Origin of the sequence: Cryobacterium sp. Sr8 (assembly GCF_004403225.1) — a bacterium.
Classification (GTDB): domain Bacteria; phylum Actinomycetota; class Actinomycetes; order Actinomycetales; family Microbacteriaceae; genus Cryobacterium; species Cryobacterium psychrotolerans.
This window is the reverse complement of sequence record NZ_SOHO01000049.1, coordinates 95176-110022: the sequence shown is the minus strand read 5'-3', so window position 1 is coordinate 110022 and position 14847 is coordinate 95176. Positions and strand designations below refer to the sequence as shown.

The following is a 14847-nucleotide window of genomic DNA, read 5'->3' as shown; positions in this document are numbered from 1 at the left end:
CCTCGGGAATCTCCAGCGCGAAGGCGCAGCGCATGCTCGGCTGGACCCCGAAGCGGTCGTGGCGCGACTACCTCGACGCCGACGGCAACGCGCTTCCGCGCGGCTGAGCACAGCCCGTCAGCACCACGCTGCCCGTGCTAGTGCCGGGCGATGGACTCGACGCCGTGCAGCCGCCCGCGAATGAACGTGTTGGCGTGGGCGGCCAGGTCGCCGGAGTCCTGCCAGAGGTTGCGCCAGATCCCGAGCATCCGGCTCAGGTCCTCGTTGACGACGGCAGAGGAGAACGATTCGAAGACGACGGGGCCGTCGTAGTCGATTCGCGCCAGAGCGCGGAAGAAGGAGTCGAAGTCCACGGTGCCCGAACCCAGGTACCCGCGGTGGCTCTCGCCGATGTGCACGTAGCCGAGCCGGTCGGCGGCGTCGAGCACGGGGGAGAACAGATCCGATTCCTCGATGTTCATGTGATACGTGTCGAGGTGCACCGAGACGTTGGGGTGGTCGACCTCGTCGAGGAAGGCCAGCGCCTGGCGGCCGGTGTTAAGCAGGTTTGTCTCGTAGCGGTTGACGACCTCAAGGGACAGGTGGATGCCGAGGTCTGCCGCTCGCCCGGCGAGCCGGTTCAGGGCGGACGCGCTGGACGCCCGTCCGGCGGCGCTCGCGGGCTCCATGTATTTCTTCATCGCGCTGTAGATCACGCCGCACAGGTGTGTTCCGCCCATCGCGTGCACGATCTCGAGGCAGTCGGTGAGCATCCGCTCGCCGGCGGCTGCCACGGCGGAATCGGGACTCGTTAGGTCGGTTGATTCGCTGAGGCCGAGTGACGCGGTCGACGCGAGGTCATAGTCCTTCAGCAGTCGCGCGGCCAGCTTGCGGTCGAATCCGGCCGGGTCCATGAGCGGGATTTCGATCAGATCGAAGCCCGCTTTCTTGGTTTCGCGGATGGCGTGGGTCAGACCCATTTCGTCGAAAGACCCTGTAAAAACAAGAGCGTGGGCGCCAATCTGCATGGGAAGTCTCGCTTTCGTTGGGGATTCGGGAGTGCTGGTGCGAGGCCGCTCGGATTCACATTGTTACCATTCGGCACGCATAGATACATTAGGATACAACTTGTACCGCCGGTCAAATGATTTCGCAGATTGGTCGGATCTTTGACGTTTTTCGTGGCATGATCATGCTCACGCGTTTTTCCAAATCCATCCTCCGACGAAGTAGGTGAGTGTGTGACAACCCAGCTTTTGAAAGTCAGCGGGATCAGCAAGAGCTTCCCCGGCGTGCAGGCGCTTAAAGACGTTCAATTCGAACTGAACCGAGGCGAGGTTCTCACCCTCGTCGGGGAGAACGGGGCGGGTAAGTCCAGCCTGATGAAGATCCTGTCCGGGATTTACTCGAAGGACTCCGGCAGCATCGTTCTCGAAGGCCGTGAGGTCGAGATCGACAGCCCCAAGGCTGCCCAGGAACTGGGCATCAGCATCATCCACCAGGAGATGAACCTGATGCCGCACCTCACGGTGGCGCAGAACATCTATATCGGACGCGAGCCGAGGAGCGGGCTGTTCGTCCGGGCACGTGCCCTGAACCTTCTCGCCTCCGAGCTTCTGACGCGCCTGGGGATCGACCTCGACCCGCGGGAACTCATTGAGAACCTCACGGTGGCCAAGCAGCAGATGGTGGAAATCGCCAAGGCCTTGTCGTTCGACGCGAAGGTGCTCATCATGGACGAGCCCACCTCCGCCCTGACCGAGGCCGAGACGGAAACCCTCTTCGCCCTGATCGAGGACCTCAAGAAGACCGGAACCGGCGTGATCTACATCTCGCACCGGATGGACGAGCTGCGCCGGCTCTCCGACCGGGTCACGGTGCTGCGCGACGGTGCCTACATCGGCACGCTCGACAAGGCCGAGATCGACATCCCGACCATCATCGAAATGATGGTGGGCCGCCACATCGAGGAGGGCGCTCGGCCCGAGGCGCGCCAGCACGCACACGACGACGTCGTGCTCAAGGTCGAGGGGCTGAACACCCGCCACCTCCTCAAGGACATCAACTTCGAGCTCCGCCGGGGCGAGATCCTCGGTTTCGCCGGGCTGATGGGCGCGGGACGAACCGAGGTCGCCCGGGCGATCATCGGAGCCGACCCGTCCGAGGGCACGGTCATCCAGATCAACGGCAAGCCGGTGAAGATCTCGCAGCCCTCCGAGGCGGTGGCGCACGGCGTCGGCTACCTCTCCGAGGACCGCAAGTTGTTCGGGCTCCTGCTCGAGCAGGACGTGAACACGAACATCCTGCTGGCCTCCCTGGCGGACTACACGAACCGTTTCGGCTTCGTGAACACCGATAAGGGCAAGCAGACGTCCCGGGACTACGTGAAGGCACTGCGGATCAAGACGCCATCGATCCACGCAACCACGAAGAACCTGTCGGGCGGCAACCAGCAGAAGGTCGTCATCGCCAAGTGGCTGGCGCGCGACTGCGACATCCTCATCTTCGATGAGCCGACCCGAGGGATCGACGTCGGGGCCAAGGAAGAGATCTACCGGCTGCTCAACGAGCTCGTGGCGCAGGGGAAATCAATCATCATGATCTCCTCCGAGCTTCCCGAGGTTCTGCGACTCTCCCACCGCATCGTCGTGATGGCGGGCGGCCGCATCACCGGTGTTCTCAATAACGAAGACGCCAGCCAGGCGAAAATCATGGACTACGCAACCCGCATGGGCGACGAGAAAGAGCAGTGAAGCAAATGAACGCATCTCCTGTGACGGAAAAGTCCCCCCTGAAGCCCGATGGGCGCGCCGCGGGTTCGACCAAGAGCTTCCTCCGGGCCAAGCTCCAGCAATCCCTCGCCTTTGCCACCCTGGTCGTCCTCCTGGCCTTCTTCTCCCTGGCCAACGACGCCTTCTTCACCTGGAGCAACATCTCCGGAATCCTGCTTTCGACAGCGGTGATCGGGATCCTCGCCCTGGGTACGACCTTCGTGATCATCACGGGCGGTATCGACCTGTCCATCGGAACGGGCATGACGCTCGCCTCGGTGATGACCGGGATCTTCCTGGTGAACATGCAACTGCCCCTGGTCGTGGGCGTGCTCGGCGGCATCGCGACCGGAGCGCTGATGGGCTTCATCAACGGGTTCAACATCGCCGTGCTTCGGCTCCCCCCGTTCATTGCCACCCTGGCAATGATGCTGATCGCCCAGGGCCTCGCGCTCGTCATCTCCGGCGTCCGCCCGATCTACTTCAGCAGCGTCGAGGGCTTCCGGGACATCGCGCTCGGCACGCTCGTCCCCGGACTGCCCAACGCCGTGCTCATCCTGTTCGCGCTCGCGGGAGCGGCCTACCTCGTGCTGAGCAAGACGATCCTGGGTCGGTACACCTTCGCCATCGGCAGCAACGAAGAGGCGACCCGGCTCTCCGGGGTCGACACCCGCAAGTGGAAGATCATGATCTACACAGTGGCCGGCCTCTTCACCGGAATCGCCGGCGTCGTCATCGCCTCCCGGCTCAACTCGGCCCAGCCGCAACTCGGCGCCGGGTACGAGCTGCAGGCGATCGCCGCGGTGATCATCGGCGGAACCTCCCTCCTGGGTGGCCGGGGGTCGATCATGGGGACCCTGATCGGCGCCCTGATCATGAGCGTGCTCATCAACGGCCTGCGCATCATGTCGATCCAGACCGAATGGCAGAACGTGGTGGTCGGCGCCGTCATCCTGGTCGCCGTCTTCACCGACGCGCTCCGCCAGCGCAGGGCCGGCTCCTAGGCCGCGCCGCGGGCGCCCAACAAGCCAGGAAGAGCTGCGTTTCCCGAGAGGCCGGGCAGCCCTTCCTCAACCGATCCTGAAATCGGTTACATCCCCGAGAATACGCGTTAGGTAACGATCCTGTATCTGCATGTATTATCGCTGTGTTTGGCCGCTCGAAATCGATATCGTGGCGGTGTCAGCTGTGCTGCTGGCCGCCGATCAAACAATGGAGTTACTCGATGAAAACAGGTAAAAAGGTCGCGTTCGTCGCCGCCGCTGCCGCGGTTGCGCTCATGCTGGCCGGCTGCTCGACGAGCGCCGGGTCCACCGACGACAGCGCGAACGGCGGCGGCGACGAGCTGTACATCGCCCTCGTGTCCAAGGGCTTCCAGCACCAGTTCTGGCAGGCCGTCAAGACGGGTGCGGAGAGCAAAGCGAAGGAGCTCGGCGTCAAGGTCACCTTCGAAGGCCCCGCCTCCGAGACCGAGGTTGACAACCAGCTGCAGATGTTCCAGGCCGCGATCGACAAGAAGCCGGATGCCATCGGCTACGCCGCTCTCGACCCCGAAGCCTGCATCCCGTTGATGGAGGCGGCCGAGGCCGCCGAGATCCCCGTAATCCAGTTCGACGCGGGCTGCAACAGTGACTACCCGCTGAGCATCGCCAAGACCGATAGCCTCGGCGCCGGCGCACTGGCGGCCACCCACATGGCCGAACTGATCGGCGACAAGGGCGAGGTCGGCATTGTCGGCCACAGCCAGATCAACTCCACCGGTGTCGAGCGTCGTGACGGCTTCGTCGAGGAGATCAAGAAGAACCACCCGGACATCAAGATCGTCGACATCCAGTACGGCGACGGCGACCACCTGAAGTCGGCCGACATCGCCAAGGCCATGATCGCGGCGCACCCGAAGCTCAAGGGCCTCTACGGCACCAACGAGGGATCCGCCATCGGCATCGTCGGCGCTGTCGGCGAGCTGGGCCTCAAGGCCGGCGACCTGACCGTCATCGGCTTCGACTCCGGCCAGGCGCAGATCGACGCGATCACGAACGGCATGATGGCCGGAGCGATCACGCAGAACCCCATCGGTATCGGCGAGCAGACCGTGCAGGCTGCCTACGACGCCATCAAGGGCAAGACCCCGGAGAAGGTCATCGACACCGGCTTCTTCTGGTACGACAAGACCAACATGGAAGACGCCGAGATCGCTGCCGTCCTCTACAAGTAACACCACGTCCTCCGCGAGGAGCGCACAAGCCAGAGCCCCTGCCCCGACTAGTCGGGGCAGGGGCTCTGGCTTGTCAGGTGGGGGACTAACGAATGGCAACATCCCCGCAGAGGTGCACGATGACGCCGAGTTCCTGGAACAGGGCGGCCTTGGCGAGCACGGCGCGATCGGCCAGGTCTGCATCGGGCGCGTAAGCGACCTGGGCGTGGTTGGCCTTGTGCCTGGCCATCAGCTGGTCGCGGGAGACGCCGTCGAGTACCGCGTGCATGATGGGCCACTGCGGGTCGGTCGCGTCGAGACGGCGCTGCGTCTCCTCCGCCGGGAGATCGGCCACGTGCCCCCGGCCGAGGTCGACGTGGAGCACCCCGTCCATGATGAACACCCGCGACCAGACGATCTCGCCCGGCTTCGACACCCCGCTCAGTGTTCCGCCGCCGAGGGGGAAGAACATCGCCGGCTGGCGCATGCTGTAGCTCTTGTCGTAACCCCCGTTGTGCGAGGCGGGGACCGAGCCCGAGATCTCGAAGACCCAGACGAACTCCCCGTCGTATTCCTCGCCCCAGCGAACGTCGTGCAGCGTGTTGGCCGGATCGAGCCCCATCGCCGTCCACACGCGATTGGTCACCAGGGCGTCCACGGCCACGCCCTCGTCGACCTCGTTGAAGTGCGGCAGCGCGAGCCCGGCATAGAGCTCACGGCCGCCGTCGCGAGAGAACACGGGGGGCCGCTCGACATTGTTCAGCAGGCCCTCGGCCAGGTCGCTGGCCGGAACGAGGTCCTTCAGCCCCTGCTGGTACTGGATTCCCACGGCATCGAGCCCGTAGTCGTCCGAGATGCGGAGCGCCGCGATGTACATCTTGAACTGGCTGCGCACCTGGGCGGGGGTGAGTTCCGTGGCCTCGTCCTGGCCGAAATGGAAGGTGAAGCCGGCGGCATCCAGCCAGGACTTGATCTCGTCGGCCTCTGAATCGCTGACCCGGTTCATTTCGGCGTAGAGCGCGCTTTGCGAGAGGCGCTCCTTGTAGATGCCGAGCGGGTTGAGCAGTTCGTCGTCGATGATGGCGTTGTACATGCCCATGCAGCCCTCATCGAAGATGCCGATGATGGCCTTCTCCTGCTGGAGCTGCCGGGCGAGCGCGACGCCCAGCTCGACCTCGGGGCTCGCCGGGTCGAGGGCGGGGAGGTCGCGCACGTGGCTCTGGTCGTGCTCGATCGCGCCGGTCTCGAGCCAGGACCGCAGCTTGGCAACGGCCCACTCATCCGTGAAGTCCTTGCTCCACAGTGCCGAGTATGCCACGCCGGCCTTGGTGAGGCTGCCGGTGAGGTTGAGCAGGCCGACGAGGCCGGGATAGTCGCCGGCCCAGTTCGCGACGACGAGGATGGGGCCGCGGTGGGACCGCAGGCCGGCCAGGACGTGGTGGCTGTACTGCCACACGGCCTCGACGACGACCAGAGGCGCGTCGGCCGGGATCGTCTTGAAGACTTCGATGCCCATGCGCTGGCCGTCGATGAAGCCGTGACCCTTGACGGGGTCGACGGCGTGCCCGCGCTGCACGCCCCAGCCCAGCGCCTCCACGGCCGCAGCGAAATCGGTCTCGAGGCGCTGCTGGGTCGGCCAGCACTTCTCGTTCGCGCTGTGCCGGAGGTCGCCGCTGGCCACCGTGACGATTGTGTGCTCGGGCGCCGGTGCCTGGCTGAGGGGGACGGGAAGGGTGTAGCTGGTCATTCGATGCGTCCTTCTTTTCATTCGATCTACTGGTGGGCTGGTTGCGGGGTGCCGAGTCGCGCCTGCCGGATGGCGAGGGCGTGCGAGATCCGGCGGGTTGCCGGGTAGAGCGCCAGGTACAGGGCATACAACTCGTCGTACTCGGCGGTCCTTTTCGGCTCGGGATGGCGGATGTCGGCCGGCGGATTCCACGCGTCGATGTCTATATCGGCGTCGGTAACGGTCGACGCCGCGAGGAAGGCAGCCCCGAAGCTGGCGCCGACGGTGGTCGTGGGAATCACCTGCGGAAGCCCGGTCACGTCGCTGACGATCTGTGTCCAGAGCGCACCCCGGGCGCCGCCGCCGACCGCCACGATCCGCTCGATCGTGCCGCCGGCGGCCGTCATCGCTTCGATGTTGTGCCGCACTCCGAATGCCGTCGCCTCGAGTGCGGCACGGTAGAGGTCGCCCGCGGTATGGGAGAGCGTGAGCCCCGCGATCAGGCCGCGGGCGAGCGGATCCTGGATCGGCGTGCGTTCGCCGGCGAAGTACGGCAGCATGAGGAGGCCGCCCGCGCCGACGCCGGATTCGTCGGCGAGGGCGAGAAGCTCGGTGAAGTCCCCCGCGGCCAGCAAGTCCCGGAGCCATCCGGTGATGGCTCCGGACGTCGCCATTCCCGCTGCCAGGTTGTGCGTTCCGGGGAACGCGCCCACCGTTCCCCACAGCCCGGTGGCCGAGAGCGGGCCGGGCACGGTGTTGATGAGAAACATCGTGGTGCCGTACATCAACATGAGGTCGCCCGGACGCGGGGCTCCGACGCTGACCGCCTCCGACCAGGCGTCGATCGTGCCGGCAATGACCGGGATGCCGACGGGTAGCCCGGTTTCGGCCGAGGCCGCCACCGAAACGCGGCCGCCCACGTCGCCCGGCCAGCACAAGTCGGGCAGGCCGATCGGCCCGGCCAGGGGGCGGGCCCAAGGCTCGAACCAGGCCTGAGAACCGGCGTCGTAGAGCGGCGTGCACTGGCTAGCGGAGTGATGGTCGAGCCGATATTCCCCGGTCAGGTTCCAGAGGAGCCAGGAGCTGGGCATGAACAGGCGCCTCGCCTGCGCGAAGGTGTCCGGTTCGTGCTCGGCCAGCCAGGCCAGTTTCGGGCCGACCGCCTGGGTCGACAGTGCCGAGCCGGCGCGGGCCATGACGGCGTCGTCTCCGCCCAGCGTCGCCGTGAGGGCCGCAATCTGCTCGATTGCGCGAGTGTCAACGCCGTACAGGATGGCCGGCCGCAGCGGTGCGCCATCGGCATCCGTGAGCAAAACGCACGGTCCCATACCGCTCACGCCGACGGCTTGGACCGTGACGCCTCGTTCCTCGAGGAGCTCGCGGGTGATCTCGACGAATTCCCGCCACCAGAGTGACGCATCCATCTCCACCCAGCCCGGCTGGGGGCGGGACGCAGCGTGGGCACGGGTCGCGGTGCGGAGTACCCGGCCGTCCATGGTTACCAGTACGCCCTTGCTGCTGGAAGTGCCGATATCCACGCCGATGACCGCACTTGTGCCCATGCCCCCAGCGTTGCAGAAATCGATTTCAGGGTCAAGTGACCGAGCGGTCGTCCGAGCCGGGATTGTTGGACAGGACGAGGGTTCGAGCCGGTTGGTCGTCGCCCTCGAGGCGCTCGAGCAAAAGCGAAGCGGCCCTCTCGCCGAGGCGCCGCGCGGGCAGCGGGATGACAGTCACTCCGATCGGAGGCTGCACCAGGAAGGGCAGATCGCCGAAGACGGCCACGCCGATTCGTGGTGGTGTCAGGCCGTGCTCGGCGAGAATCTGCAGGGCTCCGACGCTCATCAGGTTGTTGGCAACGAACACCGCATCGGGCGGCGTCTCCATGGCCAGCAGATCGGTCATGGCTGCGCGTCCGCCGGCGACCCGGAAATCGGTGTAACGCAGGTAACCGCCCGGGTCCCCGCCGTTCTCGCGCACGGCCTCGTGCCAACCCTGCGCCCGCCGCTCGGCGGTTTCCACCGTGCTCGGCCCGGTGATGCAGGCAATGCGCTCGAAACCCTGGGCGTACAGGGCCAGCGTCGCGTCGCGTCCGCCCGCCACGCTGTCCAGTAGGACGCTGTCGATGTCATGGCCATGCGGGCGCCGGTCGACGGCGACGATCGGGCGTCCTCGACCCAGAAGCGGGGCCAGGTCCGCCTGCCCCCCGGCGGTGGCGAGGATGACGCCGGCCATGTTCTCCGAAACGGCGATCCGGAGGTACCGAGCCTCTTTTTCGGGATCATCGTCGGTGTTGCAGAGCACGACCGAGAAACCGGCGGCCTGGGCTACGTCTTCCACGCCGCGGGCAACCGAGGTGAAGAAGGGATTCTCGATGTCGGGGATGACCAGGGCGATGACCTCGGAGTGCTGCTTCCGCAGGCTCCGCGCCGTGCGATTCGGGGTGAACGACAGCTCTTTAGCGGCTTCACGCACCCGCTGCGCTCTCTCGGGTGACACCGCAATGCCGTTCAACACGCGCGAAACCGTCGCGGGGGACACTCCGGCCAGCGTCGCGACGTCGTAGATCGTTGACATTCTGCCAACCCTACCGATATCGCCTTGCCGGCGACGCCGGGACATCCCGCCGGCTAGCTCCAGGTGAGGAAGCGTTGGGCGTTCCTCGTGAGCATCCCCTCCACGACCTCGGAACCGATCCGGGTGCGAAGTTGGGGGAGGTAGCGCTCGCCGAGGTAGGCCAGCCCCGGCATGCCGCCGTAGGCGCTGTAGCGGCTTCGCCGTGCCACGTCGCCGCCGAGCAGGATATGGTCGGCGCCGCCGCCGGACACGACGGCTTCGGTGAGGTCGAGGAGCTCCGCGTCGCTGCGGGTGCGCGGCCTGGCCATGCCGTCGTAGCCGAGCCACGCACCGCGGGCGGCGAGGTCGAGGTGCAGGGCGGGGTTCGGGTCTCGGTCGGCGTGCGCGAGCAGCACGCGGTGCGCCGGGACACCGGCGGCGTCCAGCAGATCGAGCACCTCGTGGGCTGCGGTGCAGAACTCCAGGTGCACCATGACCGGCGCGCCGGTTGCAGCGTGGGCCAGGGCGACCGCTTCCAGGGTGATCCGCTCGAAGGGTGTGATCGACCAATAGCCGATTGCGGCCTTCAGCAGCCCGGCCCGAACGGGGCCGCTATCGGGCCCGGCCGCCAGGCCACGGTCCTGGTCTCCGTCCCGTCGGGGCATGCCCAGGGTCAGGTCGGCCAGGAAGGCACGCGAACGGGGCTCGGCAGGGAGGTCGCGCAGCCAGTGGTTGGCCGGGTAGTGGCCCTCGTGGTGCGCCCCCGTTGTCGCGATGACGCCGAGGCCGGACGCGAGGCTGATTCGGGCGACGGCCTCCGGGTCGCGGCCCAGGCCGATTGGCGTCGCATCCACCATGGCGTCGAAGCCGCTGGCGGCGAGCAGACACGCTTCCTGCCGGGACGATCCCTCGTCGTCCAACTCGTCGCCCGGGAGGAGCGGACTGACCTGGAACAGGTGCTCGTGATAGTTGACCCGGCCCAGCCGGGCCGGGTCAAGGTCGCCGAGAACCGTGCGCACCTGGTTCATCGGGAGGCCAGGGCTGCCTCGGAGAGCCGGGCGACGAGTTCCTCGGTCAGCCGGACCCCGAACACCTCAGCGATCACCTGCGACCAGCCGTGGATGAAGTAGCGCCAGCCGTCCACGACGACGAGGTCGGATGCCGTTTCCTGCGCTCGTGCCTGGCCCAGGAACTCGAGGGTTCCCCGGTAGTTGAACTCCCACACGTAGGACTGCTCCGGGAACCACGTGCCGTCGGGCACGGGCGAACCGGGCCGGTCCTTGCCGAGGCCGCTGGCGTTGACGATGAGGCTGCCCTGCGGCGCGGCCGCGAACACGTCACGGGTGTCCGCGGGGTTAGCCGCCAGCACGTAACGGATGAGTCCGCCCGGGGTGCCGCGTCGCTCGTGGACTCCGCGCAGGTGGTCGAGTCGCTCCCGGCTGGTGTCGGTGACGACGATGAGTTCCGGCGCGTCATCGCGCTCGGCGAGGTTCCAGGTGAGGGCGGTGCCGGCGCCGCCCGCGCCCAGGCAGACCGCGTGGGCGCGCGTGCGCCCGAAGTGGTCGGCGGGGAGGAACTCGCCGAGGGCGAGTCCCGCCGTGATCGGGTCCTTCGCATGGCCGATGAGCCGGCCGTCGTGCTTGGAGATGCTCGAGATCTCTCCGCACAGCGTGCTGAACTCGTCCAGCGAGTCGAACAGGTCGCTCGCCGCGGCGTAGAGCCCCATCTTATGGGTCGTGACGAGGGCGCCGCGATGGTCGGGGTCATCCCTGATCGCTTCGACGAGCCGCCGGTACTCCTGCGGCGTCGCGTCGACGGGGAGGTCGTGTCCGATCAGGGTGCGGGTGGGCAGGCCGAGGATCTCGGCCCAGATCGGGAAGACGTTCATGATCGACGACTGCGCCGTGCTGACGCCGACGAATCCCATGTAGCCGCTCATCCGCGGGCCCCGGCCGACGCGAACAGGCGAGCCTTGCGCTCGACCTCGTCGTACCGCCCCGAGGCGAGGTCGGCCCCGGAGACGAGGTCCCCGCCGGCTCCGACCGCGACCGCGCCGGCAGCGAACCAGGCGTCGAGGTTCTCGGGAGTGACGCCGCCGGTGGGCATGAGGGCCACGTCGGGGAACGGCCCACGCAGGGCCTTGAGGAACGGAGGGCCGCCCAGCGACGCCGGGAAGATCTTCACGACGTCGGCGCCGTATTCGATCGCGGCCATCACCTCGCTCGGGGTGAGTGCGCCGGTAAGGACGACGAGGCCGGTGGCCTTCATCGCTGCGGTGAGTCCCGGGCGCGTGCCCGGGCTGACCAGGAAGCGGGCTCCGGCAGCCGCTGCCATAGAAGCTTCCTCCGGGGTCGTGACCGTGCCCGCGCCGAGGTAAATGCGCTCGCCGTAGCGAGCGTCGAGCTCACGGATGACCGCGGGGGCGTCGGGGGTGGAGTAGGTGATCTCCAGCCCAAAGATTCCGCCGGCGACCAGTGCGTCGGCGGCGAGCAGGGCCGACTCGGCGCTGGGCGCGCGTACGACGGCGAGCACGCGGGCGTTGATAAGGGGGGCGAGGGTCATGGGGTTTCAGGCTTTCGTCGAAATGGGGTGGGGCGGGGCCTCGCCGGCGAGCACCGCGAGCAGGTTGGTCACGGCCATCGAGCCCATGTTGTCAACGGCTTCGACGGTCTGGGCGCCGAAGTGCGGCGTCACGATCACTCGCGCCGCAAGGTCGGCGGCAAGGAGCGGGGAGGCAGCTCCGCTCGTGTCTCCGACAAGAGTGTCGGCGCCGAAGCCGGAGACCAGGCCGGAGCGCAGGGCGGCGGCGAGGGCGTCTTCGTCGACCAGTTCAGGCCGGGCTGTGTTGATGACCACCAGCCCGGGGCGGGCCGAGGCCAGCCAGTCGCGATCGACGATCGTGGCGCCCCCGGGGGAGTGCAGGGTGACGATGTCGCATTCTGCAGCCATCCGGGCCAGGTCGAACGGGGATGCCCCGGCGGCCTCGATCTGTTCGCCGGACATCCACGGATCGTGGGCCAGGATCCGCGAGCCGAATCCGCACAGTCGCCGGGCGACTCCCTGGCCGATCCGGCCGAAGCCGACGATCCCGACTGCCAGCGAGCCGAGTTCGCGGCCGCGGAGCACCGACCAGTCGCCGGCGCGCACCCGGCGGTCGCCTTCGGTCGTGCCGCGGAGCACGGCGAGCATGAGGCCGACCGCGTGGTCGGCAACGGCCGCGCTGTTCGCTCCGGGAGTGTTCGTGACGATGATGCCCCGGTCGCGGGCGGCTTCCAGGTCGACCGCTTCGAAGCCGACCCCGTAGCGGGCGACGACGCGCAGCAGCGGCGCGGCGTCGAGGTGTTCGGCGGTGACCGGACCGGTGCCGGCGATCCAGCCGACGGCCGTCGCGAGCAGCGGGCGCAGCGCATCCAGCGCGTGGTCGGACGGTCCCGTCTCCACGGTGTGGCCGCGCTCGGCGAGGCGCGCCACCAGGTCGACGGATCCCGACGAGAACGAGCGGCTGGTGGCGAGGATCGATCCCATCAGCGACCCGCGCGCTTCGCGAACCAGGGTTCGAGGCTCTCGTAGCCGTCGACGAAGACGGCATGGCGAGTGAGGTAGTCGGAGTGGCGCCCCGAGTCCGGGGTGAATTCCGCCGTGACCTCGGAGAGGTCGCGGGCGGCGCGGAAGCCGTCGACGAGCCCGAGGCCGACCGCTGCGGTCACCGCGGCGCCCAGGCTGTTGGCTTCCTCGACGATGGTGCGGCGACGCACCGGCAGTCCCCAGACATCCGCCATGATCTGCAGCCAGACATCGCTCGCGGCGCCGCCGCCGATCGCGTCGATCCGGTCGATGGTGGCACCCGATTCCCGGAACGACTGGAGGCAGGTGAGGAGGTTGAAGGCGACGCCCTCCAGGACCGCGCGGGTCATCTCCGCACGGCCGTGATGACGCCCGATGCCGATGAATGACCCGGTGGCATTGGGGTTCCAATAGGGCGAGCGCTCGCCGAGGAGGTACGGCAGGAAGTAGAGCCCGCTCGAGGAGGCGTCCGCGGTGGACGCATCCGCCACGAGGGCCGACAGGCTGGCGCCGGACGGCTCGGGGGTCAGCAGTTCCGACACCCATTGCAGCGCGGCGCCGCCGGCCTGCATCGTCGCGGTGGGAACGTAGCTGCCCGGCACGACGTGGTCGAAGGTCATGGTGCGCATCAGGGGGTCGTAGACGGGGGTGTCGCTGGCGAACGAAATCCAGGACGAGGTGCCCAGGGAGACGTAGGCGCCGTCCTCCGGCGCCACGATCCCGGCGCCGACGGCGGCGACGGGGCCATCGCCTCCGCCCATGACGACCCGGGTGTCCCGGCTCAGCCCGGTGGCGTTGGCCGCGTCACTGGTCAGCCGGCCGACGATGGCCGTCGATTCGAGCACCTCGGGGAAGATCGATGCATCGAGGCCCGCGGCGGACAGCATCTCCGCTGACCACATTCCGCGCCCCTGGTCGTACGCGTTGGTGGCGGAGGCGTCCGACCGGTCCGTGGCGAGGCGCCCGGTCAGCCGGTGCACGACGAAGTCCTTGGCGACGCAGAAGTGGCGGACTCCCTCGAAGGTCTCCGGTTCGTTGTCGCGCACCCACATGATCTTTTCGAGCGAGTAGGTGGGATTGAGGCGGTGGCCGAGCAGCGAGTAGGCCCGGTCCTGGCCGATGATGGCCTCGAGCTGTGCCGTCTGGGCCGCGCTTCGGGTGTCGGCCCAGATGATCGCCGGGCGCACCGGCTGGTAGGCGGCGTCGAGGAGGACCGCGCCCATCATCTGGCCGCTCACGGTCAGGCCGGTGACGACCGCCGGATCAACGCCCGAACGAGCGACGAGGGAGCGCGTGGCCTCGACGACGGCGTTCCACCAGTGCTGCGGGTTTTGCTCGGCGACGCCGCCGTCAGCGAAGCGCGCAGGGTAGGCCACGGTGACCGCCGTCACGAGGCGCCCGTCGTCGTGGTGAAGCGACGCCTTGTTTCCGGTCGTGCCGAGATCGTGGGCGATGATCACGAGGGTCAGCCTTCGACGTAATCGACGAGCTCAACACCGTCGGCGCCGCTGAGCGCCCGGAGGCCCATGCCGTGCTCGAGCACCCACCCGTAGTCGTGGCCGGCGCCGCCCGGGTAGACGGCGAGAAAGGAATACGGCTCGTCGCCGATGTTGACGCTGCGGTGCGCCCAGCCCGGCGGCATGTAGCCGATGGTACCGGGGGTCATCTCGACCCAGCGGGTTTCGGTGCCGTCGAACATGAGCAGGCCGCCGCGGCCGGAGATGCCGAGATAGATTTCGCCCTGGTGATTGGGGTGCTGGTGGCCCTTCGTCATCCACAGCTCGCCGCCGGTCGTGCCCGGCTGGATTGTCGTGATCGACTGCGGAAGCTCGCGGTCGATTTCCGGTACCGGCGAGGAGATGACGGAGTAGACCACCGGGTCGCCGTCGGCGACCGCCTTTTCCCACGCCTCGTGGTCCCGGAACAGGCCTTCGAGGTCGGACATGCGGCGGGTGAGCGTGGGCCCTTCCGGGCTGAGCGTCCCCGCTGCCTGGTCGAAACGGATGCTCATCGGGGGCACGGGCACTGCGTGGTACTGGGACACGGCGGTCTCCTTG

13 protein-coding genes are annotated in these 14847 nt (G+C 67.7%); 3 read left to right on the top strand and 10 right to left on the bottom strand.

Annotation, left to right across the window (positions count from 1 at the left end; all coding sequences use genetic code 11):
- Positions 1-137 precede the first annotated feature (137 nt).
- Positions 138-959 (bottom strand): sugar phosphate isomerase/epimerase, encoded by an 822-nt coding sequence (locus E3T54_RS10795; RefSeq protein ID WP_241977175.1) that lies wholly within the window; start codon positions 957-959, stop codon positions 138-140.
- Positions 960-1220: 261 nt separating this feature from the next.
- Here E3T54_RS10795 and E3T54_RS10790 point away from each other — a divergent pair, with 261 nt between their 5' ends.
- The 3 genes from E3T54_RS10790 (at position 1221) to E3T54_RS10780 (ending at position 4965) form a co-directional block, all read left to right on the top strand.
- Positions 1221-2732, top strand: a complete 1512-nt coding sequence (locus tag E3T54_RS10790; RefSeq protein WP_092324100.1) for a sugar ABC transporter ATP-binding protein — start codon at positions 1221-1223, stop codon at positions 2730-2732.
- Positions 2733-2752: 20 nt separating this feature from the next.
- Positions 2753-3754, top strand: coding sequence for an ABC transporter permease (locus E3T54_RS10785; RefSeq protein WP_241977174.1), 1002 nt, complete (start codon positions 2753-2755; stop codon positions 3752-3754).
- A gap of 221 nt (positions 3755-3975) precedes the next feature.
- Positions 3976-4965, top strand: coding sequence for an ABC transporter substrate-binding protein (locus tag E3T54_RS10780; protein ID WP_134475668.1), 990 nt, complete (start codon positions 3976-3978; stop codon positions 4963-4965).
- An 85-nt stretch (positions 4966-5050) separates the two neighbouring features.
- Here the strand turns inward: E3T54_RS10780 and E3T54_RS10775 are convergent, their stop codons facing one another.
- From E3T54_RS10775 to E3T54_RS10735, 9 genes are read right to left on the bottom strand one after another with little or no spacing between them, the layout of a single operon-like run.
- Positions 5051-6691, bottom strand: a complete 1641-nt coding sequence (locus E3T54_RS10775; protein WP_092324095.1) for a fucose isomerase — start codon at positions 6689-6691, stop codon at positions 5051-5053.
- A gap of 26 nt (positions 6692-6717) precedes the next feature.
- A complete protein-coding gene (locus E3T54_RS10770; protein ID WP_134475667.1) occupies positions 6718-8232 on the bottom strand; it encodes an FGGY-family carbohydrate kinase in 1515 nt (504 codons plus the stop codon).
- A 31-nt stretch (positions 8233-8263) separates the two neighbouring features.
- Positions 8264-9247, bottom strand: a complete 984-nt coding sequence (locus E3T54_RS10765; protein ID WP_134475666.1) for a LacI family DNA-binding transcriptional regulator — start codon at positions 9245-9247, stop codon at positions 8264-8266.
- Positions 9248-9300: 53 nt separating this feature from the next.
- Entirely contained in the window at positions 9301-10254 is a 954-nt protein-coding gene (locus tag E3T54_RS10760; protein WP_092324091.1) for a phosphotriesterase, read from the bottom strand.
- The gene (locus E3T54_RS10755; RefSeq protein WP_134475665.1) at positions 10251-11165 is read right to left on the bottom strand and encodes a shikimate dehydrogenase; all 915 of its coding nucleotides are present in this window, start codon (positions 11163-11165) and stop codon (positions 10251-10253) included. Before E3T54_RS10755 ends, E3T54_RS10760 begins: the two co-directional genes overlap by 4 nt.
- Entirely contained in the window at positions 11162-11788 is a 627-nt protein-coding gene (locus E3T54_RS10750) for a bifunctional 4-hydroxy-2-oxoglutarate aldolase/2-dehydro-3-deoxy-phosphogluconate aldolase (RefSeq protein ID WP_134475664.1), read from the bottom strand. Before E3T54_RS10750 ends, E3T54_RS10755 begins: the two co-directional genes overlap by 4 nt.
- A 6-nt stretch (positions 11789-11794) precedes the next feature.
- Positions 11795-12751, bottom strand: a complete 957-nt coding sequence (locus E3T54_RS10745; RefSeq protein WP_134475663.1) for an NAD(P)-dependent oxidoreductase — start codon at positions 12749-12751, stop codon at positions 11795-11797.
- Positions 12751-14250 (bottom strand): xylulokinase, encoded by a 1500-nt coding sequence (gene xylB / locus E3T54_RS10740; protein WP_134475662.1) that lies wholly within the window; start codon positions 14248-14250, stop codon positions 12751-12753. The genes E3T54_RS10745 and xylB overlap by 1 nt, the downstream gene beginning before the upstream one ends.
- Positions 14251-14255: 5 nt before the next feature.
- Positions 14256-14834: a glucose-6-phosphate isomerase family protein gene (locus tag E3T54_RS10735; RefSeq protein WP_092324084.1), complete on the bottom strand. Its 579-nt coding sequence runs from the start codon at positions 14832-14834 to the stop codon at positions 14256-14258.
- Positions 14835-14847 lie beyond the last annotated feature (13 nt).